At 69.5% G+C, this 23,609-nt stretch carries 26 protein-coding genes; 11 read left to right on the top strand and 15 right to left on the bottom strand.

All coding sequences use genetic code 11. The features are described from left to right. The first annotated feature begins 123 nt into the window (after positions 1–123). The 3 genes from LX88_RS37530 to LX88_RS37520 are packed head-to-tail and all read left to right on the top strand — an operon-like array spanning position 124 to position 3,011. Positions 124–903, top strand: a complete 780-nt coding sequence (locus LX88_RS37530) for an enoyl-CoA hydratase/isomerase family protein (protein WP_093592942.1) — start codon at positions 124–126, stop codon at positions 901–903. Continuing rightward, on the top strand, positions 893–1,849 hold the full coding sequence (locus LX88_RS37525) for a methyltransferase domain-containing protein (RefSeq protein WP_258952514.1): 957 nt from the start codon (positions 893–895) through the stop codon (positions 1,847–1,849). The genes LX88_RS37530 and LX88_RS37525 overlap by 11 nt, the downstream gene beginning before the upstream one ends. Position 1,850: 1 nt before the next feature. Further along, positions 1,851–3,011, top strand: coding sequence for a THUMP-like domain-containing protein (locus LX88_RS37520; protein WP_258952513.1), 1,161 nt, complete (start codon positions 1,851–1,853; stop codon positions 3,009–3,011). Here LX88_RS37520 and LX88_RS37515 read toward each other — a convergent pair. Continuing rightward, positions 2,970–3,557 (bottom strand): TetR/AcrR family transcriptional regulator, encoded by a 588-nt coding sequence (locus LX88_RS37515; RefSeq protein WP_258952512.1) that lies wholly within the window; start codon positions 3,555–3,557, stop codon positions 2,970–2,972. The two genes, LX88_RS37520 and LX88_RS37515, sit on opposite strands and share 42 nt — an antisense overlap. Before the next feature lie 90 nt (positions 3,558–3,647). Between LX88_RS37515 and LX88_RS37510 the strand changes: the two genes are divergently transcribed. After that, positions 3,648–4,037: a DUF4267 domain-containing protein gene (locus LX88_RS37510; protein WP_258952511.1), complete on the top strand. Its 390-nt coding sequence runs from the start codon at positions 3,648–3,650 to the stop codon at positions 4,035–4,037. On the opposite strand, the gene LX88_RS37505 is transcribed toward LX88_RS37510, so the two are convergent. The 6 genes from LX88_RS37505 to LX88_RS37480 all read right to left on the bottom strand — a co-directional run bounded on the left by LX88_RS37505 (position 3,991) and on the right by LX88_RS37480 (position 11,334). Then, positions 3,991–4,698, bottom strand: coding sequence for a nucleotidyltransferase domain-containing protein (locus LX88_RS37505; RefSeq protein ID WP_258952510.1), 708 nt, complete (start codon positions 4,696–4,698; stop codon positions 3,991–3,993). The two genes, LX88_RS37510 and LX88_RS37505, sit on opposite strands and share 47 nt — an antisense overlap. Before the next feature lie 24 nt (positions 4,699–4,722). Then, complete coding sequence (locus LX88_RS37500; protein ID WP_258952509.1) at positions 4,723–6,561, bottom strand: hypothetical protein; 1,839 nt, start codon at positions 6,559–6,561, stop codon at positions 4,723–4,725. A gap of 64 nt (positions 6,562–6,625) precedes the next feature. After that, the gene (locus LX88_RS37495) at positions 6,626–9,883 is read right to left on the bottom strand and encodes a GH92 family glycosyl hydrolase (RefSeq protein WP_258952508.1); all 3,258 of its coding nucleotides are present in this window, start codon (positions 9,881–9,883) and stop codon (positions 6,626–6,628) included. A gap of 58 nt (positions 9,884–9,941) precedes the next feature. Then, the gene (locus LX88_RS37490) at positions 9,942–10,796 is read right to left on the bottom strand and encodes a nucleoside hydrolase (RefSeq protein WP_258952507.1); all 855 of its coding nucleotides are present in this window, start codon (positions 10,794–10,796) and stop codon (positions 9,942–9,944) included. Between the two features lie 12 nt (positions 10,797–10,808). After that, the gene (locus LX88_RS37485) at positions 10,809–11,060 is read right to left on the bottom strand and encodes a hypothetical protein (protein ID WP_258952506.1); all 252 of its coding nucleotides are present in this window, start codon (positions 11,058–11,060) and stop codon (positions 10,809–10,811) included. A 4-nt stretch (positions 11,061–11,064) separates the two neighbouring features. Continuing rightward, positions 11,065–11,334, bottom strand: a complete 270-nt coding sequence (locus tag LX88_RS37480) for a hypothetical protein (RefSeq protein WP_258952505.1) — start codon at positions 11,332–11,334, stop codon at positions 11,065–11,067. Positions 11,335–11,412: 78 nt separating this feature from the next. On the opposite strand from LX88_RS37480, the gene LX88_RS37475 reads away from it, so the two are divergent. Together LX88_RS37475 and LX88_RS37470 are read left to right on the top strand one after the other, a co-directional pair. After that, a complete protein-coding gene (locus tag LX88_RS37475; RefSeq protein WP_258952504.1) occupies positions 11,413–12,162 on the top strand; it encodes an acyltransferase in 750 nt (249 codons plus the stop codon). Next, complete coding sequence (locus LX88_RS37470; RefSeq protein WP_258952503.1) at positions 12,159–12,659, top strand: GIY-YIG nuclease family protein; 501 nt, start codon at positions 12,159–12,161, stop codon at positions 12,657–12,659. Before LX88_RS37475 ends, LX88_RS37470 begins: the two co-directional genes overlap by 4 nt. On the opposite strand, the gene LX88_RS37465 is transcribed toward LX88_RS37470, so the two are convergent. Genes LX88_RS37465 through LX88_RS37445 form a run of 5 tightly spaced genes read right to left on the bottom strand, consistent with a single transcriptional unit; the run spans position 12,607 to position 17,236 of the window. Continuing rightward, on the bottom strand, positions 12,607–13,383 hold the full coding sequence (locus LX88_RS37465) for an SGNH/GDSL hydrolase family protein (RefSeq protein ID WP_258952502.1): 777 nt from the start codon (positions 13,381–13,383) through the stop codon (positions 12,607–12,609). The two genes, LX88_RS37470 and LX88_RS37465, sit on opposite strands and share 53 nt — an antisense overlap. 48 nt (positions 13,384–13,431) lie before the next feature. Next, a complete protein-coding gene (locus tag LX88_RS37460) occupies positions 13,432–14,679 on the bottom strand; it encodes a glycosyltransferase family 4 protein (RefSeq protein ID WP_258952501.1) in 1,248 nt (415 codons plus the stop codon). Between the two features lie 4 nt (positions 14,680–14,683). After that, the gene (locus LX88_RS37455) at positions 14,684–16,147 is read right to left on the bottom strand and encodes a 1,4-alpha-glucan branching protein domain-containing protein (protein ID WP_258952500.1); all 1,464 of its coding nucleotides are present in this window, start codon (positions 16,145–16,147) and stop codon (positions 14,684–14,686) included. Next, on the bottom strand, positions 16,144–16,872 hold the full coding sequence (locus tag LX88_RS37450; RefSeq protein WP_258952499.1) for a class I SAM-dependent methyltransferase: 729 nt from the start codon (positions 16,870–16,872) through the stop codon (positions 16,144–16,146). Before LX88_RS37450 ends, LX88_RS37455 begins: the two co-directional genes overlap by 4 nt. A 10-nt stretch (positions 16,873–16,882) precedes the next feature. Next, positions 16,883–17,236, bottom strand: coding sequence for a hypothetical protein (locus tag LX88_RS37445; RefSeq protein WP_258952498.1), 354 nt, complete (start codon positions 17,234–17,236; stop codon positions 16,883–16,885). A gap of 120 nt (positions 17,237–17,356) precedes the next feature. Between LX88_RS37445 and LX88_RS37440 the strand changes: the two genes are divergently transcribed. Beyond that, positions 17,357–18,007 (top strand): TetR/AcrR family transcriptional regulator, encoded by a 651-nt coding sequence (locus tag LX88_RS37440; protein WP_258952497.1) that lies wholly within the window; start codon positions 17,357–17,359, stop codon positions 18,005–18,007. On the opposite strand, the gene LX88_RS37435 is transcribed toward LX88_RS37440, so the two are convergent. Beyond that, positions 18,008–18,850 (bottom strand): DegV family protein, encoded by an 843-nt coding sequence (locus LX88_RS37435; protein ID WP_258952496.1) that lies wholly within the window; start codon positions 18,848–18,850, stop codon positions 18,008–18,010. It abuts the gene before it with no gap. A 315-nt stretch (positions 18,851–19,165) separates the two neighbouring features. Here LX88_RS37435 and LX88_RS37430 point away from each other — a divergent pair, with 315 nt between their 5' ends. The 4 genes from LX88_RS37430 to LX88_RS37415 all read left to right on the top strand — a co-directional run bounded on the left by LX88_RS37430 (position 19,166) and on the right by LX88_RS37415 (position 22,431). Then, positions 19,166–20,116, top strand: a complete 951-nt coding sequence (locus LX88_RS37430; RefSeq protein ID WP_258952495.1) for a coiled-coil domain-containing protein — start codon at positions 19,166–19,168, stop codon at positions 20,114–20,116. Beyond that, positions 20,113–20,667 (top strand): OmpA family protein, encoded by a 555-nt coding sequence (locus tag LX88_RS37425; protein ID WP_258952494.1) that lies wholly within the window; start codon positions 20,113–20,115, stop codon positions 20,665–20,667. The genes LX88_RS37430 and LX88_RS37425 overlap by 4 nt, the downstream gene beginning before the upstream one ends. Positions 20,668–20,677: 10 nt before the next feature. Next, positions 20,678–21,511 (top strand): ribonuclease E domain-containing protein, encoded by an 834-nt coding sequence (locus tag LX88_RS37420; protein ID WP_258952493.1) that lies wholly within the window; start codon positions 20,678–20,680, stop codon positions 21,509–21,511. A gap of 113 nt (positions 21,512–21,624) precedes the next feature. After that, complete coding sequence (locus LX88_RS37415; protein WP_258952492.1) at positions 21,625–22,431, top strand: isocitrate lyase/PEP mutase family protein; 807 nt, start codon at positions 21,625–21,627, stop codon at positions 22,429–22,431. Here the strand turns inward: LX88_RS37415 and LX88_RS37410 are convergent. Further along, positions 22,428–22,577 (bottom strand): hypothetical protein, encoded by a 150-nt coding sequence (locus tag LX88_RS37410; protein ID WP_258952491.1) that lies wholly within the window; start codon positions 22,575–22,577, stop codon positions 22,428–22,430. The two genes, LX88_RS37415 and LX88_RS37410, sit on opposite strands and share 4 nt — an antisense overlap. A gap of 64 nt (positions 22,578–22,641) precedes the next feature. Beyond that, entirely contained in the window at positions 22,642–23,484 is an 843-nt protein-coding gene (locus tag LX88_RS37405) for a DegV family protein (protein WP_258952490.1), read from the bottom strand. Positions 23,485–23,609: the final 125 nt, after the last annotated feature.

Genomic DNA, 23,609 nt, shown 5'->3' with positions numbered 1-23,609 from the left:
CGTCGGTCGTCCGGCCGCCGATTCAGGTCAACCGCCGCAGGCGATTTGGCCCGAATCGGCGGCCGGACGACCGACTTCCCGGCGAACTCGCCGCCGTCTGCGGAGCAGCGGCAAAGGAGCACAGTGGCTGAGTTCGTTAGGCTGGAAGTCGAGGACGGGATCGGCACGATCCGCCTGGAGCGGCCGCCGATGAACGCCCTGAACCGGCAGGTGCAGACCGAGCTCCAGGCCGCCGCGAAGGAGGCCTCGGAGCGTTCGGACGTCTACGCGGTCATCGTGTACGGCGGCGAGAAGGTCTTCGCGGCCGGCGCGGACGTCAAGGAGTTCGCGCAGATCTCCCACGCCGAGATGACGCTGCGGGCCAAGGGCCTGTCGGACGCGCTCGGCGCGCTGGCCTCGGTGCCGAAGCCGACGGTCGCCGCGATCACCGGGTACGCGCTGGGCGGCGGCTTCGAGGTCGCTCTCGGCTGCGACCGCCGCATCGCCGGTGACAACGCGAAGGTCGGCCAGCCCGAGATCCTGCTCGGCCTGATCCCCGGCGGTGGCGGCACGCAGCGCCTCGCCCGGTTGATCGGTCCGTCGAAGACCAAGGACCTGCTCTACACCGGCCGGTTCGTCGGCGCCCAGGAGGCGCTCGAGATCGGCATGGTCGACGAGGTCGTCGCGCCCGACGACGTGTACGCCGCCGCCGTGCGGTGGGCCAAGCAGTTCGTCAACGGGCCCGTGCTCGCGCTGGCCGCGACGAAGGCCGCCGTCGACGGTGGCCTCGACACCGACCTGGAGTCGGGCCTCAAGCTCGAAAGCCACCTCTTCGCGGCGTTGTTCGCGACGGAGGACAAGAAGAACGGCGTGGAGTCGTTCATCGCGAACGGTCCCGGAAAGGCGAAGTTCAGTGGCAACTGATCCGGCACCGAACCCGCACGCGACAGCGGAACAGGTCGAGGCGGCCTACAAGGACACCAAGCTCGCGCAGGTGCTCTACCACGACTGGGAAGCGGGCACGTACGACGAGAAGTGGTCGATCTCGTACGACGACCGTTGCATCACCTACGCGACGGACCGGTTCCGCGCCGCCGCGGGTGACGTCGGCCCGTACGAGCACGCGCTGGAACTGGGCTGCGGCACGGGCTTCTTCCTGCTGAACCTGATGCAGGGCGAAGTGATCAAGAAGGGCTCGGTCACCGACCTGTCGCCCGGCATGGTCGAGGTCGCGCTGCGCAACGCCGAGCACCTCGGCCTGGACGTCGATGGCCGCGTCGCCGACGCCGAGCGCATCCCCTACGACGACAACACGTTCGACCTCGTCGTCGGTCACGCGGTGCTGCACCACATCCCCGATGTGGAGGCGGCGATGCGCGAGGTGTTGCGGGTGCTCAAGCCCGGCGGCAAGTTCGTGTTCGCGGGCGACCCGACGAACATCGGCAACTTCTACGCCCGCAAGCTCGGCCAGGCGACGTGGTGGCTGACCACCAACATCACCAAGGCCGTGCCGGTGCTGGGGGAGTGGCGCCGTCCGCAGGAGGAGCTCGACGAGTCCTCCCGCGCCGCCGCGCTGGAGGCCGTGGTCGACCTGCACACGTTCGACCCTGACCAGCTGGAGGCCACGGCTCGTCGCGCCGGTGCCGTCGGCGTCCGCGCGGTGACCGACGAGCTGTCCGCCGCTCTGTTCGGCTGGCCGGTGCGCACGTTCGAGGCCGCCGTGCCGCGCGAGAAGCTGGGCTTCGGGTGGGCGATGTTCGCCTACCGCACCTGGCAGAACCTCACGTGGGTCGACCAGAACGTCTTCTCGAAGGTGCTGCCGCGCGAGGTGTTCTACAACGTGTCGATCACCGGCAAGAAGACTTCCTGAGTTGGGCTACGCGTTCACCACTGCCGACGTGGCGTTCCTGCGCTCTGCCGCCGGAACCGCCGCGCTGGCCGAGGTGGACGCGTTGCCGTTCACCGACGCTTCCCGGTTGCGCGACGTCGAGACGGCCCGCAAGCTCCTCGGGTCTTCTTTCGCCCCGGTCGTGGAAACTGTGCTGCTGCGGCGCCGTGCGGTGTCCAAACTGGACTCCGCTGCGTCGTGGCTCTTCACCGACGACGCTTTGCAACAGGCCACGGCTTCCGCGGTCGCCCGGCATCGTGCGCTGCGGTTCGCCGGTCGTTCGGTGCACGACGTCACATGTTCGGTCGGCGCGGACCTCTTCGCGCTCAACGAGGTGGCCTCCGTCTGCGTCGGCTCGGACCTCGACCCGGTGCGGCTCGCCATGGCGCGCAACAACGTTCCGGGCCGGCTCGTCGTCGTCGCCGATGCCCTGCGCCCGGTGTCGCGGGCTTCGGCCGTCACCGCGGACCCCGCTCGCCGTGACTCGTCCGGCCGCCGCAAGTGGAACCCCTCGGACTTCGTGCCGCCGCTGGACGAGCTGTCCGAGGTGTACTCGGGTGTCGATCTCGCTGTGAAGTGCGCTCCCGGCATCGACTTCGCGGTCGCGCCGTGGGCCGCCGAGATCGAGGTCGTGTCCCTCGACGGCGCGGTCCGCGAAGCCTGTCTGTGGACCCGGGGCCTTGCCACGCCGGGGGTCACGCGCCGTGCCACCGTTCTGCACGGCTCCGACTCGTGGACCCTGACGGACGCCGAGCCGGACGACTGCCCGGTCGCCCCGCCCGGCGAGTGGATCATCGATCCGGACGGCGCGGTCGTGCGCGCCGGGCTGGTGCGTCATTACGCGGCCCGGCACGGGTTGTGGCAGCTCGACGAGCGCATCGCCTACCTGAGCGGGTCCAAGCCGCCTCCTGGCATCCGGGCGTTCCGCGTGCTCGAACACGGGCACTACACGGAGAAATCGCTCAAGTCGTTGCTGAAGACGCGGGCGGTCGGCCGGCTGGAGATCCTGGTGCGAGGCCTGGACGTCGACCCGAACACGATGCGCAAACGCCTGAAGCTCTCCGGTTCCGCGTCGGCGACGGTCGTGCTGACCCGGATCGGCTCAAAGCCCGTCTTCGTGCTGTGCGAGGCTGAGCGCACCTAGCAGCAGGTCGAGACGGGTCTCGTCGTACTCAGGCCGCAGTCTCCCGCCCTGCATGAGCGTCGCGATGCCGTGCAGCGAGCTCCAGAAGACCTCGGTCAACGCCTCCAGGTCTCGTTCGCCTCGGACGGGCTCGACCGCGGCGACCAGTTCTCCGAACGCGTCGAGCAGTTCCTGCGGCACCTCGTCCGTGCCCCACGGGATGTCGGACTGCTGGACGAACATCGCGTCGTAGAGCGCGGGCCTTCGCCGCGCGAACTCCAGGTACGCCTCCGCCGCGGCCCGCAGCCGTGACTCCCCGCGCGACGGACGGGCTTTCCGCAGCAGCCGGGCCAGCTCACCGCACCCCTGGATCGCGACCGCGCGCGTGATCGCGTCCTTGCCCTTGAAGTGGCTGTAGAGCACCGGCTGGCTGTACTCGACCTTCTCCGCGAGCCGGCGCGTGGTGACCGCGTCCCAGCCCTCCGCCTCGGCCAGGTCCCGGGCGGCGTCGATGATCAGCTGATGGCGTTCGGCACGCTCGCGCTCTCGCCGGTTCTGGATGGTCACGCCGCTAAATCTAGCACTGCTAGACATTCGAGCGCTTCTAGTGTTAGCGTCGCTCTTGTTGCTAGCAGTGCTAGATATTCGGAGGATGCAATGCGTTCGACCACGATCCTGGGTTGGCTCGTCGTGCTGGCGGGCTTCTACTTCGGCCTGAACTACCTGCTCAACGGCGATGGAGCGGCCGCGGGCTTCGGCATCACGGACCCGGCCGGCTACTACGTCGTGAAGGGCGTGCGCGACATCGCCTACGCGCTGACGGCTTTGATCCTGCTGCTGATGGGCCAGCGCCGGGCCCTGGGCTGGGTGGTCCTCGCGGACTCGATCATTCCGATCGGCGACTGCCTGGCCGTGATGACGCACGGCGGCTCAGTGGGCTTCGCACTCGCGGTGCATGGATCGGCGGCCGTGCTCGTCCTGCTCACGGCGGCGTTGCTGCTCAGGGAGACAGCGCCCGCACGGCCTCACGCAGTTCCGGCTCAGTGATCTCCCCGAGCAACAGCCCGGTCAGCACCTGAAATGCCCGCCGCAACTCGTCGGGGTGGGTGGACAGCACCACCGTCCCGGCGAACGCGTCGGCGTCCCGCAGGTCGTCCAGCCCTCGCCCCTGCACCGCGTTCACGCCTTCGCGCAGGCACCACAACGACATCACGTGGTCCCGCATGCCGTTGATCATGTAGAGCGCCTGCCACCCGCGTCCGCGCGCGATGGACGACCGCGCGTGCAGGGCGTACAGCCAGGCGAGGCCGATCAGCTCGTCCCGGTCGGGCTGCCCGGCCTGCGGCAGCGTGTCCGCCTCGCCGAACAGCAGCTTGAACGTCGGCCCGGTCGCCCCGAACCCGTCCGACGGCCAGAACGCGATGTCCACCTGCAACGTGGACCGCATCAGGAACACGCGGAACAACGTCTTCCCGCTCCGCACGTCGAGATGGCCGACAGCCCCGCACGCGTACATCAACGCGGTCCAGTCGGCCACCACCGCGTCGACGTCGCGTTCGACCGACAAGGCGAAGTCGATGTCCGACCAGCGATCTTCCCGGCCCACGGCCGCGGACCCGGTCAGCGCCGCCCCGACCACCCGCGGGTCGACGTCGGCGGCGTTGACGAGATCACGACGCAACTGGTCGCGTTCGGAAACCGAGAACACGCTCCAACCCTATTGGTCGCGACTTCAGCCCGGCTTGCGCACCAGGTTCGTGTACCCGGCCAGCGCCAGCGTCGCCAGCCCCCACACCGTGAACTGCACCAGCCAGATCGCCGCCGTGAACGCCTGCCCCTTCTTCGACGCGCTGTCGAGGTCGCACCGCGCCCGCATCCCGGTCATCGCCAGCGGCAACCCGCGGTCCAGCCCGAGCCCGATCAGCTCGACCGCGGAACAGGGGGTTCCGGCCCCGGTCGTCGCGGTCGTCACCCGTTCGGCGGCGAGGTGGCCGGGCCGGGTCGGCACCTGTCCCGCCCACCAGCCGATCGCCCCGGCGACGACGAGGACCAGCAGGAGCGCGGCAGCCGTGCGTCGAGCGCGGTAGCCGTACCCGGCCAGCACTCCCCACAGCCAGTGGAACCACCGCGTCAGCGTGCTGCCGAGGGACTGGGGACTGCGGCGGCGCAGATCGGTCTGCTGCGCCATGAGGATCTGCCGCACCAGCCCGTCGTGCCCGGCCGCCCGCTCGACGGCGGCGAGCCGTTGGTAGGCCGAAGCGTGGTAGGCGGGCGTGTGGCAGCGAACGACGTGCAGCCACTCCTCCCAGTCCCAGCCGGACGCGAGCGACGTGTAGCCGAAGTGTTCGAGGCGCACGAGTCTCTTGTGCCCGCACGTCGTGCCGCGGCCGCGATCGGGACACAGGCCGGAGTGCGGCAGGGCCACCATGGCGCCCACCGTCGTGTCCCGGAGGTCGAGCACCGGAGCCGACTCCGGCTTCGTCTCCAGTTCGACCGTCTCGCCGCAGCCGAACCCACCGCCGATGTGGGCGCCGACCACTTTGAGTGCCGAGGCTTCACCACCTGCGCAGAGCCGGGTCCGGCCGGCGAGGGCCACGGTGCTGTCCACGCGGACGCGGTCGGCGGCGATCGCGGGACCGATGACGTTGGTGATCGTCGTGTCGGTCAGCGCGAGGACCCCTCCGATGCGCCCGCCGACCAGGTTCACGGCGCCGACCTCGTCGTGACCGCTGATGCGGAGGTCGTCCCTCAGGACGAGGTTTCCGTTGACCTGGACGCTGTTCGCGGCGATCGCGGCCGCTGTCGCGCTGGTGATCTCCGTGTTGCCCAGGCCGAACTGTCCTGAGATGTGAGCGCCTCGGAGGTCGAGTCCTTCGCCGTGCGCGCTGATCCGGTTCCTGTCGCGGAGCAGGAGGCTGCCGCCGATGACGGCGCTGTCGAGGACCAACGCAGGCCCGGTGTCGTTGGCGATCTCGGTCTCCACCACGTCGAAGTCCGACGAGAGGTGAGCGCCGGTGAGGTTGATCGCGCCGCGGCGACCGTGCGCGCTGATCCGGACCCCTTCCCGGAACGAGACCTGCCCGTCGACCGCGATGCCCCCTGCCTCGATCGCGGCACCGGCGGTGCTGGTGATCTCCGCGCCGGCCAGGTCGAGGTCCGCTCCGACGTGGGCACCGACGAGTCTGACCGCGCCTAGCGGGCTGTCACTGGTGATCCGGATGCCGTTGCGCAGGAACAGGACGCTGTCCACCTGGAGGCTGTCCGCGCGGATTCCCGCACAGCGCCCGCCGTTGAAGATCAGGTTGGGCAGGCTCGCGTACAGGGCCGTGATCGGCTCGTCGATCGTGCAGTGGTTGAACGTGAGGCCGGCTGAGGCTTTGACGCGGGTGAGGTCGAGGATGCCCTCGATCCGCGCGCCGCTCAGCCTCACCCCACGCGGGTCGAGTTCGCCGTGCTGGCCGAGCAGCAACTCCCTGATCAGGCTTGCGCGCACCACGTCGTCCGGCTCCGTGCACTCCAGCCACTCGCCGTCGCGGGCCGCCTTGACGAGCCGCTGCTCGATGTCGGTCACCGCAGGATCATCCGCTCGGCAGGGGCGGCCCGGCCGGTGAACCGAGCCGCCCCACCGGTTCGGACTAACCCAGTGCCACGGCGAAGACGTGCATGTTCACGTCGTCCGGCAGCACGACGGACGCGAGCGTCTTCCCTTCGGGAGCCACGTACGTCTTCGTCGCGAAGATGTGCGTGGCGACCTTCTCGTTGCCGCCGCCCAGCGTGTTGCGGTACGGAGTGTTCGCGAGGATCACGTTGCCGAAGCTCGGCGCCGCCCCGCCACCGCCCAGCGTCCAGTCGCTGAAGCCGATGTCCACCGACGCCGTGGTGCCGTCCGTGAACGTCACCGTGGCCGGTTTCGTCCGCGCTCCGTTGGTCGCGGAACCGACGAAGGCGAGCCGGGTTCCGGACAGGGCAAGCGTTTGCTTCGCCGCCGTCGCGTTGTCGGGCCGGCCAGGAGGTGACGACGGCCAGGTGAACGTGAGGCCGTCGACGGTGCTCGTGCCACCCGGCGTGAGACCGGCCGTGGCCAATGCCTCGCGCGAATAGCTGTAGCCGCCGCCGTCGAAGTCGCCCTCGCCGTCGGCATCGGCCGAAGCACCGACGTTGTTCACCGCGGCGAGCATGCTGCCCGCCGGAGCCACCTTGATCGTCTGGGGGAGCACGACCGGCTTGGCGGCACCCTCGACGTTCACCGTCACGGCGATGTCGTAGAAGCCCTGCGGCGTATCGGGTTTGGCCGTGACCGTGAACTCCGAAGGCACGGAGCCGGTGGTCGGCGTGAACGTGAGCGAGTCCGAGCCGGTGATCGTGTAGGTCGCCTTCGGGTCACCGTCGTAGAGCTTGACGGAGTCGACCTTCGCCGTGACCGACTTGCCCGGCTCCACCACGAGCTGCCGCGGTTCGACCGTGAGGAAGTACGGCTGGTCGTGCTTGATCGGCTTCTCGCCGTCGCGGAACGACGGCGGGGCGTCCGAGGCACCCGTGCCCCACGCGGAAGGGGCCTTGCCCAGCACGAAGTCCAGCTTGCCGCCGCGTTCCACGAACGACTCCGGCAGCCAGGTCTTCGACGTCGCGCGACCGTTGACCTTCAGCGACTGCACGTACTTCGTGGCGGTGTTCGCGGCGGGTGCGGTGATCGTGATGTCCTTGCCGCCACCGCGGTTGATCTTCACCGACGTGAACAGCGGGCTGCTCAGCACCAGTTCGGCACGCGAAGGCACCTGCGGGTAGATGCCCATCGAGGTGAACACGAACCACGACGACATGGCGCCGAGGTCGTCGTTGCCGGGAATGCCGCCGGGCGCGTTCTTCCACAGCGTGGTGATGGTCTCGCGCAGCGTCTCCTGCGCCTTGGCGGGCTGGCCGGTGTAGTTGTAGAGCCACGGCACGTTCACCGACGGCTCGTTGTCCAGTTCGGACTTCGCGCCACCGCGGCCGGTCAACGCCCACGTGCCGTCGGCGTTGTGGAAGAAGTCGTCCAGCCGCTTGCCGGCGCGCTCACGGCCGCCGAGCGAGTCGACGAGCCCGGCGACGTTGTGGGTGACCATCCACGTGTACTGGGCGCTGCTGCCCTCGACGAACCCGTTGCCGGTGTCGGGCGTGAAGTCCTTGACCCACGTGCCGTCGGCGTTGCGGTTGCGGATGTAGCCGCCCGTCCTGTCGGCGACCGGGTCGAAGTTGTTCTGCCACCACTGCGCGCGTTCGGCGAACGTCTTCGCGGTCTTCCTGTCGCCCGTGCGCTCGGCCAGTTGGCTGATCGCGAAGTCCGCCGCGGAGATCTCCAGGGTCTCCGCCGCGCCACCCCAGGCGTTCGACACGGCCGGCATGTAATTGTTCCGCAGGTACTTGTCGAGCGACGGCCGCTGCCCGACCGACATGACGGCCCAGCCGTCCTTGCTCAGATCCAGCGCCGTGGGCACGGTCGCGGCTTTGACCAACGACTTCAAAGACGTCTTGAGGTCGTACTTGTCGCCGCCGAAAGCCGAGATGGCTGCCAACGCGATCGGCGCCGGGTCACCGTTCATGACGTGGGTGCCGCCGCCGTTGTGCGTCCAGCGGTCCCACACGCCGTTGTTCTGCTCGGCCTGGTTGAGCAGCGACTGCGCGATGTCCGAGCCGATCTGCGGTTCGAGCAGGGTGAGCAGCTGCAACTGCGAGCGGTAGATGTCCCAGCCGGAGAACGTGCCGTACTGGGCTTTCTGCCGTCTCTTGTCGATCTTGTGCGTCCTGCCGTCGAACCCGGCGTACTCGCCGTTGACGTCGCTGAACAGGTTGGGGTGCAACAGCGAGTGGTACAGCGCCGTGTAGAACTTGGTCCGCTCGTCATCGGAGCCGCCGCCGACCTCGATGCGCTTGAGCTGCTTCTGCCACGCGATGTACGCGTTGTCCCTCATGTCCTCGATGGACTGGCCTTTGTTCTCGGCCTTCAGGTTCTCCCGCGCGTTGTCCAGGCTGACGTAGGAGATGCCGACCTTGACGCCCACCTGGCTGCCGGGTGCGAATCCGAGGTACGCGCCGGAACCCTTGCCCAGCACCGGCCAGCCGTTCGTCCCGTACGTCGTGCCGCCCTTGGAGGACGTGCTTCCGGGCGTGACAACGTTGTCCTGGTACGTGCCGACCTCGGTGAACTCCTGGTCGAACTCCGCCACGAAGTGCAGCGTGTAGTAGCTGCGGCGGCCTACCTGGTTGATGTAGCCGCAGAAGTTCCCGCTGGTCACGGAGCCGGTGATGGCCCGCTTGTCCTTGTCGACCACGGTCTGCGCGTCACTGCTGCCGACCTGCGACTTGGACGTGTTGATCAGCACCGTCGCCGGCTTGTCGGCGGGGAAGCTGAACCGCGCGGCACCGGTGCGTTCGGTGGCGGACAGCTCGGCCTTGGCGCCGGACTTGAGCGTCACGTCGTAGCGGCCGGGCTTGGCCACCTCGTCCGCGTGCGCGAACTCGCTGGCGTAGACCGCGTCGGTCGCGTCCGTGGTCGGCGAGGTCGTGACGGCCCCGACGTGCGGGAAGATCGGGATGTCACCGCTGCCGCCCGCGCAGCCCGTGCCCGACATGTGGGTGAGGCTGAAGCCGCGGATCTTCGTGGCGTCGTACCGGTATCCGCCGGGAGCCGCGGCGCGCAGGGTGTTGCCGCGGCTGGCTTCCGGGCTGAAGGAGAACATGCCGAACGGCACGACCGCGCCGGGGAAGGTGTTTCCGAGGTTGGTCGTGCCGATGAACGGGTTCACGTGTGCCGCCGGATCCGGCACCACCTGAATCTGGGGCTGAGCGGAGGCAGGGACCACTCCGAACGTCATGGCCACCGCCACCGCAGCTGTCGTGAGGACTCTTCGCTGCATGGTCGCGGACCCTACTTACCGTGCCCGCACAACCCCAGAGAGCGACACGAAGTTGTCGTCAAACGGACAAGCGCTGCTCCATGAAGGCCCTCAGCGCGGGCCAATCGCAGTCCTCCGCGACCTCTACCTGGTGCTTTCCCTCGACGAGCGCACCCTCGTCGTCGATGTCGAGTCCGTGCGTCCGGAGGCTCAGCGTTCCGGGCACGATCGCCTCGGCCACCGCGACGGCGTCGTGGACGAGGATGCCCTCCTCGCGTCCCGACATGTTCTGCTCGGAGTGCCTCGCGAGGTACTCCCGGTAGGTGCCGGTGAGGTTGCTGAGCACCGGGTCGACGTTCGCGAGGAACTCGGTGTCCGCGATGCACCGCTGCGTCAGGTTGAGCGGCACCACGATCGGGTTGCCCAGGCGGATCACCGTCCGCGCCGCCGCGGCGTCGGCCCAGAAGTTGAACTCGGCACGCACCGTCATGTTGCCGATGCCGAGCCCGCCACCCATGACGATCAGCCGCGGGAACTCGATGCCGGCCTCGAGAGCGGCGGCGATGTTCGTCAGCGGCCCGATCGCGGCGACCACCGTGTCCGGCGTGAGGTTGTCGGCGAAGAACCGCACAGGATCTTCCCCGTGCACCCCCTTCGGGTTCTCCGGCAACGTGAGCGCCTGCCCGCCGAGCCCGTCCTCCCCGTGCACGTCCGCCGCACCGCCAGGCCCCTCGAACCCCCGCACCACCGGTACGTCGGTGCGGCCGAGATGAGCGAGCAACCGCAACGCGTTGGCCGTCGTGAGGTCGAGTCCGACGTTGCCGAAGACCGTGGTCAGCCCCCGGAGGTCGACCTCGGGACTGCGGGCCGCGAGCGCGAGCGCGAACGCGTCGTCGACGCCGGGGTCGGTGTCGATGATGAGAGGAATCGCCATGCGTCCAGCTTGTCAGCGGAAGGCGTCCGGCACCCTGTCGAGCTGGTCACGCCACTCCCAGCCGTCCGGGCGAGCCCTGCGGTCGAACCACGGCGTGCCCTCCGCGAGCCATCGCTCGCGGTGGCCCCTGGCCCCTTCCGGCGTCACGTCCTCATAGCCGGCCTCGCACCCGCAGCAGTCGCAGATGTCGAACGAGCCGACGCCGTTCTCCCAGCGCACGCCCCCGTCCGACCACCCGCAGACGCGGCAGAACACTTCTCGCACGTGCCTAGGGTGCCTCAGCGCCGACTTCGGCCACGTCCCACACGACGCAGCGCACACCGGGCGGCTCGGTAGCACCCTGGTCCAGCATGTCCTGGTGGTAGCGCCGCGCGTCCGCCTCGTTGTCGTACACCTGGATCATGTGGCCGTCGAGCGTCCACGTGCCGTGCACGAACCCGGGCAACCCGACCTTGCTCGACGCCATCAGCGGCACCTGAGCCCGCAACGCGTCGAGCGCTCCGGGGTCGATGTCCCAGACTCCGATGACCGCCCACATGTCCGCACCCCGTCCTCGTCGAGGCCACTGTAGAACCGTTGCCCGGCGGCCAGCGGCCCGAAGTTAGAGTCTTCGTCCATGACTTCGATGTGGGGCGCCCCGGTCTGGACTCGCTGGCGCAGGTCGCGCCGAGACCCGATGCAGGCGCGTTTCCTCACGCTGGCATCCCTGCGCTGGGTCCTGCGCCACCGCGCCTACACCCCCTGGTACCTGGTGCGGTACTGGCGGCTGCTGAAGTTCCGCCTGCTCAACCCGCACGTCGTCCTGCGCGGCATGGTGTTCTTCGGCAAGCGCGTCGAGGTCATGGCCCGCCCGGGCTTCGGCCGCCTGGAGATCGGCCGCTGGGTGCACATCGGCGACGGCAACGCCATCCGCTGCCACGAGGGGTCGCTGCGCATCGGCGACAAGGTCGTGTTCGGCAAGGACAACGCGGTCAACTGCTACCTCGACATCGAGATCGGCGCGTCGTCGCTCGTCGCGGACTGGGTCTACATCTGCGACTTCGACCACAAGGTCGAGGACATCACCCTGCCGATCAAGGACCAGGGGATCGTGAAGTCGCCGGTGCGGATCGGGCCGGACTGCTGGCTCGGCGCCAAGGTGACGGTGCTGCGCGGCACTCGCGTCGGGCGCGGGTGCGTGCTGGGCGCGCACGCCGTGGTGCGCGGGGACGTGCCGGACTTCAAGATCGCGGTCGGGATGCCGGCTCGGGTGGTGCGGGATCGGCGGGCCGACTACGAGGCCGACGCGCAGCGGCGGGCGGACATCGCGGACATGGCCCGCAAGGCCAAGGAGGCGCTGGACAGGTCGATGGACAGCCCCGCGTGATCGACTTCGACCGCATCTACACCGCAGCCGACTACGCGACGGCGCCGAAAGAGCCCGGCGTCTACGTGTGGTTCTTCGATGAGATCCCGGACGGCGTGCCCACCGAGGGTTGTCACGTCACCGAGCACGGCACCGCGCTCTACGTCGGCATCGCGACGGTGAAGCGGACGCTGAGGTCCAGGCTGCGCAACCACTTCCGCGGCAACGCGTCCGGCTCGACGCTGCGCCTCACCCTCGGGTGCCACCTCGGCCTGCCGTTGCGCCAGGTGGGGTCGCGACTGACGTTCGGCGACCAGGAACCGGTCGTGAGCGAGTGGCTGGCGGCACACGGCCGCGTCGCCTGCGTCGCCGATCCGGATCCTGAACGGCGCGAGGACGCGCTGCTCCTGTCCGGCCGGTTCCCGTTGAACATCAAGGACAACCCGCACCCGTACGCGAAGAAGGTCAGCGAGAGACGCGCTGCGGCCAGGTCAGCGGCGCGAGCTGCGGGCGCTTAGGCACGAAACCGTCGCCCGGCTGCCGTCCGATGAGTTTGTTGCGCGTCCGCGAGTACGCGACCGGCAGCACCTGGTCGCGCAGCCACCGCCAGTGGTCCAGCACAGACGCGGACGCGGCCTTGCCCTCCAGCGGGGCGAGCCAGGACTCGTCGAACGGGATGCCGAGCGTCGACAGCACGTGGCCGGCCAACCGCCTGTGCCCCAACGACGACAGGTGCAGGCGGTCCGGGCCGAAGTAGCGTGAGTCGTGCACGCACTCGTCGGCCTCCACGTCGACCAGGATCGCGCCGTAGCGGGAAGCCGCGGTGCGCATGGCGGTGTTCAGGGTCTCGATGCGTGGACGCATGCGCCGGCCGAACGGCATGCGGTGCGAGATGTCGCTCAACGTGAACACGGCGACGGTCGGCGCGAACGACGTCACGGCGCGCACCATCGCGTCTGCCCGTTGCGCGATCTGCTCCTGGGTCGCGTTGGACATCACGTCGTTGCCGCCGCCGAACAGCACCACCAGGTCGGGCTCCAACGCCGCGGCGGACGGGACCTGCTCCACCAGCATCTGGTCGAGGCGACGGCCGCGCACGGCGAGGTTGGCGTAGCGGAAGCCCGGCGCGTCCAGTGCGGACGCGACCCGGTCCGCCCAGCCGCGGTACTGGCCGTCGGGGAGCAGGTCGTCCAGGCCCTCGGCGCAGCTGTCCCCGAGCGCCACGAAGCGTTGGTAGTTCATTCAGTCCTCGGTCACCTTCTGTTAACGGGACCGGCGACTGTAGCGGACCTAGGTGAACAGATTTCCCGTCGCGATCTTGGGACGGCCGAGGACACGCGGCTCGCGCACGACGGCGGACTCGTAGACCGACGCCGTGCCTGCGGCGATCTTGGCCCAGTTGAAGTCGGAGACCAGACGAGCCTTGGCGGCGCGCGCACGAGTGGCGGCCGAGGCCGGGTCGGACAGCACGTCACGCACGGCGCGCGTGAGTCCGTCCACGTCACCGGGGGCGAACGACAGTCCGGTGACCCCGTCCAGCACGACCTCGCCGAGCCCGCCGGCGGTCGACGCGACCAGGGGCGTTCCGGCGGCCGCCGCCTCCAGGGCCACGATGCCGAAAGGCTCGTAGCGGGAGGGGAGCACGACGGCGTCGGCCGCGGTGAGCAACGCCGCCAGGGACCTGTCGGAGAGGTGGCCGACGAACTCCACGGCCCGCAGCACGCGGTGTTTGCGCGCCTGGTCCTGCAACCACTCGGTCTGCGACCCGCCGCCGGCCACGACCACGCGCGTGCCGCGGTGGAAGCGCCGGATCCGGGGGAGCGCGGCGATCAGGTCCTGGATGCCCTTCTCCCACTCGATCCGGCCGAAGAAGAGCAGCAGCGGATCACCGTGCGGCGAGTACGTGCGGCGGGCGGCACCGACGTCCTTCGCGCGCACCTTCCAGCCGCCCGGCTCGATGCCGTTGTGCAGCACGGAGACCTCGGCGGTGTCCACTTCGAACAGATGCGCGACCTCGCCGCGCATCGCCGACGAGCAGGTGATCAGCGAGTCGGCGCGGTTCGCCAGCCACCACTCCACCGAGTGCACCTGCTGGTTCAGCGGGTGCGACAGCCAGCCCGAGTGCCGGCCCGCCTCGGTCGCGTGGATCGTCGCGACCAGCGGTACCCCGAAGGCCTCCGCCAGTGCGACGGCAGGATGCGTCACGAGCCAGTCGTGCGCGTGCACGACGTCCGGGCGCCACGAGCCCAACGCCAGCCCCGCCCGCGTCATCGCGTGCCCCATCGCGAGCGTCCAGGCCAGCAGGTCCTTCTCGAACACGAAGTGCGCGGGGTCCTCGGCGACCCGGATCAGCCGCACGCCCTCGCTCACCACGTCCACGGTGGGGTGGGTGATCGCGTCGGTGCCGGACGGTTGACGGCACAGCACGACGACGTCGTGCCCCTGCGCGGCCAGCTGTGTCGCGAGCGCGTGGACGTGCCTGCCCAGCCCGCCGACGACCACCGGCGGGTACTCCCACGACAACATCAGCACGCGCATCCCGTTACCCCATTCCTCGCGCGTCCAGATGCCCGAACGGGCCGTCCGCCGCGCGGAGCTCCGTTGCTCTGCCCAGTCCGCGACCGCTTCGCGCCAGCGACGCGAGCTCGCTGAAGCGGTCGCTGTGAATCTTCGCGCGGTAGCGGGCGTAGTCGGCGGCCGAGTCCTTCGTGACCATGAAAGCCCAGTCGCTCGACAACGCCAGCAGCGCCTCGCGCACCGCCTGGTCCAGCACCGGGTTCCGCACACCGGCGGAGAAGTCCAGCCCCAGCAGTTCCTTCTGCACCGACTCGTTCAGCGACACGATGTCCGACACCTGCGCGCCGTCCCACACGCGCCAGTCCTTGCCGCTGCCCCACGACGACGCCGGCAGCTCGACCGGCGCACCCACGTGCCCGGCCTCGACGGCGCCACGCAACGTCGTCACGCGCACGCCCGCCTCCGGCAACGCCCGCAGCACGGCCTCCAGCCACAACGGACCTTCGTGCCACCAATGCCCGAACAGCTCGGTGTCGTAGGCAGCCACGACGAGCCCGCCGTCGATCGCCCGCAGCCGCCGCACGACCGTTTCCACGAAATCGGCCACGTGCCGGTCGAGGGCTTCGCGGGCCAGCGACGGGTCATACGGCCGCTTGTCCTCCGGCGCCACGTTCTTGCCGGTCACGCGCGACGGCTTGAGGCCCGTCGGGTGGTCGTAGGTGTGAAAATCCCGGTACGCGGCATCGCCCGGATAGCCGACCTTCGGCGACCAGACGCGGTACGAGACCTCCAGATCGCGTCCGAACGCCAGCACGTCCGACGAGCCGACGGGGTGCGCGGACGAGGTGTCGCCGCGCAGCGCGGGTCCGTCGACCATGAACCGCCGCACGCCCGCCGCCGCGTAACCCGCCTCCATGCCGGGCGAGTAACCGCACTCCGGCGCCCAGATGCCCTCCGGCGCGCGGCCGACGCGCAGCGCGGTGTCGTCCAGGCCGGTCCGCAGCGCGAATGCCCGCACCCGCGGGTCCAGCAACGGCTGGAAGGGGTGCGTGGCCGGTCCGCCGAGCAGCTCGATCGTCGAGGAGTCCACAAGGGACCTCAGGACGGGCGAGAACCCGTGCCGCCACCGGCTTTCGAACCGGTCGAGTGCCCAGGAGGACGCGCGGTGCTCGTACGCGGACAGCTCGGGCAGCCGTTCCCCGGCGAGGTGCGAGCGCAGGTGCCAGTTGCCGAGCCAGTCGTGCATGCCCCGCAAGCAGTACGGGTCGTCCAGCTGCGCGGCCAGGACCGGGGTGATGCCGAGCGTCAGCACGTCGGAACGGCCCTCGTCGGCGAACCGCCGCAGCATGTCCACGACGGGCAGGTACGAGTGCGCCCACGCCTGGTAGAGCCACTCCTCGCCGACCGGCCACGCGCCGTGGTGCGCTAGCCAGGGCAGGTGGCTGTGCAGGACGAGGCAGAACGTGCCTTCGGAAGCTTTCGCCGTCACGCGCGCACCGCCACGGCCACGAGGTCGAGGCAGCCGTCCATGTCGTCAGGGGTGATGTCGAAGTCCCGCACCGTCACCGACTCCACAGCCTCCTTGAGCTCGGCCGGCCACGGCGCGCCGGACAGCGCGACTTCGACCTGTGCGTTGATGATCTGTCCGTTCAGGAGCGTGTCAAGCCTTCGTCCGTGACGCAGTCCCGTCAGTTCGTCAACGCGAAAACCTGCGTCGCGCAGCATCTCGTCCAGTTCGGACGGTGCGAGTTCCCTGGTGTGGAACGGGTTCAGCGGCGTGTCCTGACCGGGTGAGAACGTCAGCCTGTTCGGGGTCGTCACGATGAGCTTGCCACCTGGGCGCAGCACCCGCCAGCACTCCGCCAGGAACCCCTCCTGGTCCCACAGGTGCTCGATGACCTGCAGGTTCGCCACGACGTCGACGCTGCCGTCGCGCAACGGCAGGGTCGCCAGGTTGCCGCGCAGCACGTCCAGCTGCGGGTACGCCCGCGACACGTGCCGCGAGGTCAGCTCGTCGTAGTCGAGGGCGATCACGCGGCGCGCGACCGTGCGGATCAGCTGCGCGCCGTAGCCCTCGCCGCAGCCCGCCTCCAGCACGACGCCGTCCGCGCAGTGGCCGATGAGGTGCAGATACGCCGCCTCATGGCGCCTGAACCAGTAATTCTCTTCCGCGATACCGGGCACGGTGCGTTCGCCGGTCAGGGGGAGGGTCACGCCGGCCAGGTTACTTGCCAGTAGAGCGCCTGCGAACTACGTGGTGCGCGATGGCCACGGCGACACCGGTCGCGGCGAGCGCCGCGGTCGTCGCGGGACTCATGTACTTCGACAGGCTGGGCGCCTCGCTCGGACCGGCTAGCCACGTCGTCAACGGGATGGCGTAGGCGAGCGTGAGCGCTCCCGTCCACCAGCGGAGCACCCGCGAACGGCGGTCGCGCAGGCTCGCGACGAGCACGACGGCGATCGGAATCCCGGAGAGCAGGCCGAACTGGCCGACGACCATGACCGGGGCTGCCCAGGCCGCGACCAGGACCGACTTCGACGGGTGAGCGGTGCCGGTGGTGTTCGAGGTGGTCGTCATGACGGTCTCCTTCGGTCGTTAGCATAAGTCACGTTGGTTAGATGCTCTAACTGTTGCGACATGCAGAAGCTAAGCTGAAGGCGGTGTGACTGTCAATAACGAATGTGAGAGGGTCTAACCATGGTGACGGAGTCAGAGGCGGACACGGGGCGGAACCCTCGCGAGCGCTACCGCGCTCAGGTGCGCGAAGAGGTCAAACGGCACGCGTGGGAGCAGATCGCCTCGGCCGGGGTGACAGCGTTGTCACTCAACGCCATCGCCAAGGAGATGGGCATGAGCGGGCCCGCGCTCTACCGGTACTTCGCGGGTCGCGACGAGCTGATCACCGCGCTCATCCGGGACGCCTACCGCAGCCTCGCCGACACCGTCCGCGCCGCGCACGCGGCGGGCACGACCGTCGTGGGGCTCGCCGCGGTCATCAGGGAGTGGGCGCTGAGCGACCCGCACCGGTACCTGCTCATCTACGGCACGCCCGTGCCCGGCTACCAGGCGCCCGACGACATCACCGCCATCTCGAACGAGATCCTGGCGGTGCTGCTGGAGGTCTGCGGCGGCTCGCCGGACGAGCAGCCGCGGTCCCCGTTCGACGCCGTTCTGGGCTTGAACCACGGGTGGGCGGGCGCCCTGCCCGCGTCGTCGCCGACGGTGCACCGCGCCCTGTCCTTCTGGACCCGCCTGCAGGGCGTGCTCTCGCTCGAGCTCGCCGGGCACCTCACGCCCCTGGGGTTCGACCCGGGGCTGCTCCTCGCGGAGGAAGTCGCGGACCTCTGATCAGTACGGCGAGACCGTGACGGCCAGCGCCCCCGGCCCCACGTTCGCGCCGATCGCCGCACTGACCTGCGTCAGGACGATGTCGCGGGCGTGCGGGATCCGCTTCTGCAGCATCTGGAGCAGTTCGTGGCCCTCCTTCTCGGCCGCGAAGTGCTCGACCGCGAGGTCCGCGTTGCGCCCGTAGGCCAGTGCCACGGCCTTGTCCACGAGCTTCGCCAGCGCCCGGTCGCGGCCGACGACCTTGTCGAACGGCTCCACCTCGCCGTTCACGACCGTGAGCAGCGGCTTCACCGAGAGCGCGTCGCCGAAGAGCTTCGCCGCCGCGCTGACCCGGCCGGCCTGGCGCAGGTAGTGCAGGGTGTCGACGTAGATCAGCACGCTCGCGTCCCGGCCGCGCTGCTCGGCGACGCCGCGCGCGTTCTGGACGTTGCCGCCGCTCTGCACGATCCGCGCGGCCGCGAGCGCCGCGAACCCGAGCGTCATGCCCGACGAGTGCGAGTCCACGATGAACACCGGCACTCGCGACTTGGCCGCGGCCGCCTTCGCCGCGTCCGTCGCGGGGGAGAGCTTCGGCGTCACGTGCACGGAGATGATCGTCTCCGCGCCCTTCGCCCACGCGTCCTGGTAGGCCCAGAAGAACGCGTCCGGCGCCGGCGGCTGCGTCGTGATCGGGATCTGGGCCTCCATCGCCCGCAGCAGCCTGTCGGTCGGCACGTATGCCTCGTCGATCAGTTCCGACCCGATCTTGAGCTGCATCGGGACGGTGATGATGTTGAACCGATCCGCCAGACGGGCCGGGAGTGACGCGGTCGAGTCGGTGACGACGGCTACTCGTGAGGACACGAACGAGGAGGTTAACGAAGCGTGATCGAAGTAGCCACGACCGATCGAAGGCAATTCGTGTGATGTGGGCCTGGGTGGTCGCTTTCCGTGTGCGGCGAACGCACGGAGTGAACACCCCGGAAAGGCGTCCTACTTGACACAATCGGGTGACTGGCCGGTGTTTGGTGTTGATCTAGGGGCGACCTGTTTTCCCAGCGGAGAGCCATTGTTCCCAGTCTTAGATCATGGTCGTCCGTCCACTTTCGACGCTGGTTGGCCCCCTCTGCCGTGGGTAAGCTCGCCCAATCTTCAGCCCGGTTGAGTGAGTAGGTGACCATGGGTGCAAAAGAGCAGGAACTAGTTCCGCTGCACGCCGGTTTTGACGTTGTCTACCGAGGTTTTCACCGACGTCAGGTCATCGAGCACATCGAGAATCTCGACGAGCAGCTGCGCTTCACGAGCCTCGACAGGTCCGAGGCGCTGGCGCAGGCAGCCGATTTGCGCAAGCTGCTGGAAATGACGCGCCAGGACCTGGAGGACGCGCGCGCCAGGATCGAACGCCTCGAGTCCACCTCGGGCACGCACGCGAGCGCCACCGAACGGATGCACCGCATGCTCCGCCTCGCCGAGGAGGAGACGGCCGAGATGCACCTGCAGGCCGAACGCGAGTGCACCGACCTTCGTGCGCGCACCGACGTCGAAGTGGCCGCGCTGCGCGCCGAGGCCGAGCGCGAGTCCGCCGCCATGCGTGCCGAGGCCGAGTCCGAGCTCTACGCCTCACGCCAGGACTGCGCCACCCGCGCCGCCACCATGGAACGGCGCGAACTGGAGATGGAACGCCGTTGCGCCGACCTCGAAGCCCAGCACCGCCAGCGCGCCGACGAGGTCGAGCGCGAGTGCACGGAGGCGGTCGCCGAGGCCCAGGCCGACGCGGACATGCTGCTGCGGGAGACCGCGCTCCAGTGCAACTCGCTGGAGGCCGACTCCGAACGCAAGCGCGAGAAGGCCCAGCAGTTCTTCGAACTCACGATGACCCGGCGCCGCAACGAGGCCGCGCAACACCTGCAGGAGCAGGAGGCGCTGGCCAGGGCGCGCTCGGAGTTCGTGGTGAAGATGGCGTCCCGCGAGGCGCAACGCCGGCTGGCCGAGGTCGCCGACCGCACCGCCGAACTGCACGAGCTCAAGCGCGTCGTCCACTCGCAACTGTCCGCGGCCCGCGCCGCCCTGTCCGTGGCCGCCGACCGGGTCGCCCCGGTCCACATACCCGAACAGGTCGCCGCGTCGTGAAGCGCTGGCTCCCGCTCTTGGTCGGTGCGCTGATGGTGCCCGCGTCGGTGACGGCGTTCGGGTTCTCCGTGTACGGCGACGAGCTGGAGACCGCGCTGTCGTCGTCGCCCGCGGTGCCCGCCGTCCTCGCGGGGCCGGTGCCGGTCTCCGACTTCGTGGCACCACTGCGGATGGAGCCTCCCGCACCGGTCCTGCTGTCCGCCGCGGTGGCGCAGCAGGCGGTGCGCGACCTGTTCTCGGCGCACGCCGTCAAGGGCATCACGTTCGCGCCGGGCACCGCCTCGCTGGCAGGCCGTGGCGAGGACGTGCGGCGGTCGCTGGCCGGCGTTCTGCGCAACGCGACCGGCTCGGTGACGCTGGTGGCGCACGCGTGGAACGGCGAGACGGCCTCGCACCGCTGCGACGTGCTCGCGATGGAAAGAGCAGACCTGCTGCGGCAGTACCTGGCCGAGCAGGGCGTGGACAAGGTCGTCGCCACCCGCGTGATCGTGGACCCCGTGTGGGGCCCGCCCACGGATTTCGGTCCTCAGATCGACGTCCTCGTCAGCTAGGAGCCTTCGCATGGCAGGGGCAGTCGGGATCGTCTTCGGACTGTGCGTGCTGTCCTTCACGCTGGGGGCGGCCCTCATGTACGTGCTGGTGCGGCGCCGCGAGGACGCAGACTCCCGCGACCCCGCCCCCGCGGCGCCGGACGAGCGGACGTGGGTGGAGAAGCCAGTCGCGGTCGTGCCGGTGGACGACGAGTACGACTCTCGGCCGATCCACCGCAACCCCGTGATGGGGCTGCCGCAGATGGAACCGGCGCTGGCGTCGCTGGCCGAGCCGGTGGTGGAGCTGGCGTCGGTGGTCAAACCCGAGCAGGTGATCGAGCTGACGCCGGTGGTCGAGTTCGAGCCGGTTCCGATGGCCGGGCAGGTCACGAAGTCCGCGCCGGGCATGAAGGCCGAGCCCGTGGTGGAGCCCGAACAGCTCGCAGCGCCCGAAACTGTCGGTGCTGCTCGATATGATCGGGATGGGGACCTCGCTCCCCCCATGGGGGATTTCGAAGCCCCCGAATCAACCGTAGCGCCGAGCACCGACAGTCCTGAGCCCGTCGCGAAGCCCGTCGAACTCACGAAACTCACCGAATCCGCGAAGCCTGCCGAACCCGCGCCCGCCGAACCCGCAGGGCCGGAAACCGAGGCACTCGCCGAGGCGACCGCTGAGCCGCCCGCCGAGGAAACCGAGCCCGAGCCGGCCCCGCAGTCCGTCGCGCAGCCCGTCGTGCAGACCGCGCTACCCCCACCCGCCTCACCCCAGCCCGCCGAGCACACCACGTGGGTCGAGCGGGAGGACTTCCGCCAGCGCTACCTGCGCACGTTCGAAGAGGTCCGCCGCAAGGCGGGCAGTAACTGAGCCGGGAACCGGCGCGGCAACCACCGCACCAACCGGCGGGAATGTCGGAAACTCGTCGGTACCTGTCCGAATCTCGCCGGACTTCCACCGGCACCTGCTGATATCAATCGATCATGACTTCCGCCTCTGATCGAACGAAGCTCTTCCACGCGCTGCACAAGCCGGGCCCGCTCGCCCTCCCCAACGCCTGGGACGTCGCGTCCGCCCTCGTCGTCGAGGCCGCCGGCGCGAAAGCCGTCGCCACCACGAGTGCGGGTGTGGCGTGGAGCCTCGGCGCTGCCGACGGCGACCACATCGCGCAGGACCGGGCAGTCGATCTAGTGGCCAGGATCGTTGCCGCCGTGAGGATTCCGGTGAGCGCGGACATCGAGACCGGGTTCGGTGCCACGGCCGGCGAGGTGGCTGACACGGTGCGGGCGATCGCTGAGGCGGGGGCGTCCGGGGTGAACATCGAGGACGGGCTCGGTGCCGGTCAGCGCGATGTCGCGGAGCAGGCCGAGCGGTTCGCGGCGGCGCACGAGGCCGCGCCGGAGTTGTACGTCAACGCGCGCATCGACACGTTCCTGCGTGGCGTTGGTGACCCGGCCACGAGGCTCGAGCGGACGCTGGAGCGCGCCGCGAGGTTCGTCGAAGCCGGGGCGAGCGGCATCTTCGTGCCGGGTGTGACCGATCTGGAGACCGTCGCGGAGCTGGTCAAGGGCATCGCCGCGCCGCTCAACGTTCTCGTGGGGCCCGGCGCGCCCGCCGTCGCCGAGTTCGCGAAGGCGGGCGTGGCGCGGGTCAGCCTCGGCTCTGCGGTGGCCGGGGCCGCCTACGCCGTCGCCAGGCGGGCAGCGGAGGAGATGCTGACCAAGGGCACGTACAGCAGCGTTGAGAACGGCATCGCTTATGGCGACCTCAACGCGCTCTTCAAGAGTTAGTGCTTCTTGCCGCGGAACTTGCGCAGCAGCTGTTCGGCCTGCGCGCGCTTGCGCGGGTCCTGCGCCATCTGACGTGCCTTCGACTGCAGCTTGTGGCCCTGCGGGCTGCGCAGGAACCTGGTGATCTTGTCCATGAAGCCGGCCATCAGTCCTCCAGGTGTCCGTTACGTCCATTTCAACGGACGAAACCACTCCCGGAGTTCCCGATGGTCACACCGGCGAAACGGTGATCCCCAGCGCACCGGGGCCCACGTGGGCGCCGATGGCCGAGCTGACCTGCGTCAACATGAACTGGCGGACGTTCGGCACGCTCCGCCGGAGCTTGCGCAGCAGCCGAGATGCCTTCTCCTCGGCGTCGAAGTGCTCCACGGCGACGTCCACGGTGTCGGTGCCCGCGCGCTTGATCGCGATGTCCAGCATCCGGTTGAGCGCGCGGTCGGCGCCGATCACCTTGTCCAGCGGCGTGATCTGGCCGTCGGCCATGGTCAGCAGCGGCTTCATCGACAGCACGCCGCCGACCAGCGCGGCGGCGGCACCGATGCGGCCTCCGCGGCGCAGGTACTCGAGGGTGTCGACGTAGATCAGCTCGGTGGACCTGTCGAACCGGCGCTGCGCGGTCGCGAGCACCTTCTCCACGCCGCCGCCCGCCTCGGCGACTTTCGCGGCGGCCTGGACGGCGTAGCCGATGCTCATCCCGCAGGTGTGCGTGTCCACGACGTGCACGGGCACGCGGACCTTGCCGGCGGCCTCCCGGGCGGCCTCCACGGTGGCGGACTGGCGGCTCGACACGTGCACCGACACGATCGAGCGAACGCCCTGCGCGGCCAGTTCGTTGTACGTCCAGAAGAACGCGTCGGGATCCGGCGGAATCGTCGTGACGGACACGTTCGAACGCATGGCCGAGACCAGGTCGGGAACCGGGATGCGGGACTCGTCGTCGGTGTGGTCGCCGATGCGCACCTGGATCTGCACCACTTCGATGCCGAGTTGATCAGTCAGCTGCGCCGGGAGACAAGCGGTGGAGTCTGTCACGATCGCTACTCGCCGGTACATGTCCGCGCAGCGTAGTCGCCTGAATGGGGTAGGTCTCAATTGGTGGCGTCAACGGGTGACAACTGTCACGCTAGCGGGGTGCTTGCTGCTGTTTGCAGGGGTGCTACTGGCGGGTAACATCCGGG

Origin of the sequence: Lentzea californiensis (assembly GCF_024648825.1) — a bacterium.
Classification (GTDB): Bacteria; Actinomycetota; Actinomycetes; order Mycobacteriales; family Pseudonocardiaceae; genus Lentzea; species Lentzea californiensis.
Note: the sequence above shows the minus strand (reverse complement) of the source record. Positions and strands in the feature narration are given on the sequence as shown.

Coding starts and splice junctions, on each gene's coding strand:
- LX88_RS37510 (WP_258952511.1), top strand. CDS start 3,648: ATGCGTTCGACCACGATCCTGGGTTGGCTCGTCGTGCTGGCGGGCTTC.
- LX88_RS37495 (WP_258952508.1), bottom strand. CDS start 9,883: ATGCAGCGAAGAGTCCTCACGACAGCTGCGGTGGCGGTGGCCATGACG.
- LX88_RS37490 (WP_258952507.1), bottom strand. CDS start 10,796: ATGGCGATTCCTCTCATCATCGACACCGACCCCGGCGTCGACGACGCG.
- LX88_RS37480 (WP_258952505.1), bottom strand. CDS start 11,334: ATGTGGGCGGTCATCGGAGTCTGGGACATCGACCCCGGAGCGCTCGAC.
- LX88_RS37475 (WP_258952504.1), top strand. CDS start 11,413: ATGACTTCGATGTGGGGCGCCCCGGTCTGGACTCGCTGGCGCAGGTCG.
- LX88_RS37465 (WP_258952502.1), bottom strand. CDS start 13,383: ATGAACTACCAACGCTTCGTGGCGCTCGGGGACAGCTGCGCCGAGGGC.
- LX88_RS37460 (WP_258952501.1), bottom strand. CDS start 14,679: ATGCGCGTGCTGATGTTGTCGTGGGAGTACCCGCCGGTGGTCGTCGGC.
- LX88_RS37445 (WP_258952498.1), bottom strand. CDS start 17,236: ATGACGACCACCTCGAACACCACCGGCACCGCTCACCCGTCGAAGTCG.
- LX88_RS37440 (WP_258952497.1), top strand. CDS start 17,357: ATGGTGACGGAGTCAGAGGCGGACACGGGGCGGAACCCTCGCGAGCGC.
- LX88_RS37430 (WP_258952495.1), top strand. CDS start 19,166: ATGGGTGCAAAAGAGCAGGAACTAGTTCCGCTGCACGCCGGTTTTGAC.
- LX88_RS37420 (WP_258952493.1), top strand. CDS start 20,678: ATGGCAGGGGCAGTCGGGATCGTCTTCGGACTGTGCGTGCTGTCCTTC.
- LX88_RS37415 (WP_258952492.1), top strand. CDS start 21,625: ATGACTTCCGCCTCTGATCGAACGAAGCTCTTCCACGCGCTGCACAAG.
- LX88_RS37410 (WP_258952491.1), bottom strand. CDS start 22,577: ATGGCCGGCTTCATGGACAAGATCACCAGGTTCCTGCGCAGCCCGCAG.
- LX88_RS37405 (WP_258952490.1), bottom strand. CDS start 23,484: ATGTACCGGCGAGTAGCGATCGTGACAGACTCCACCGCTTGTCTCCCG.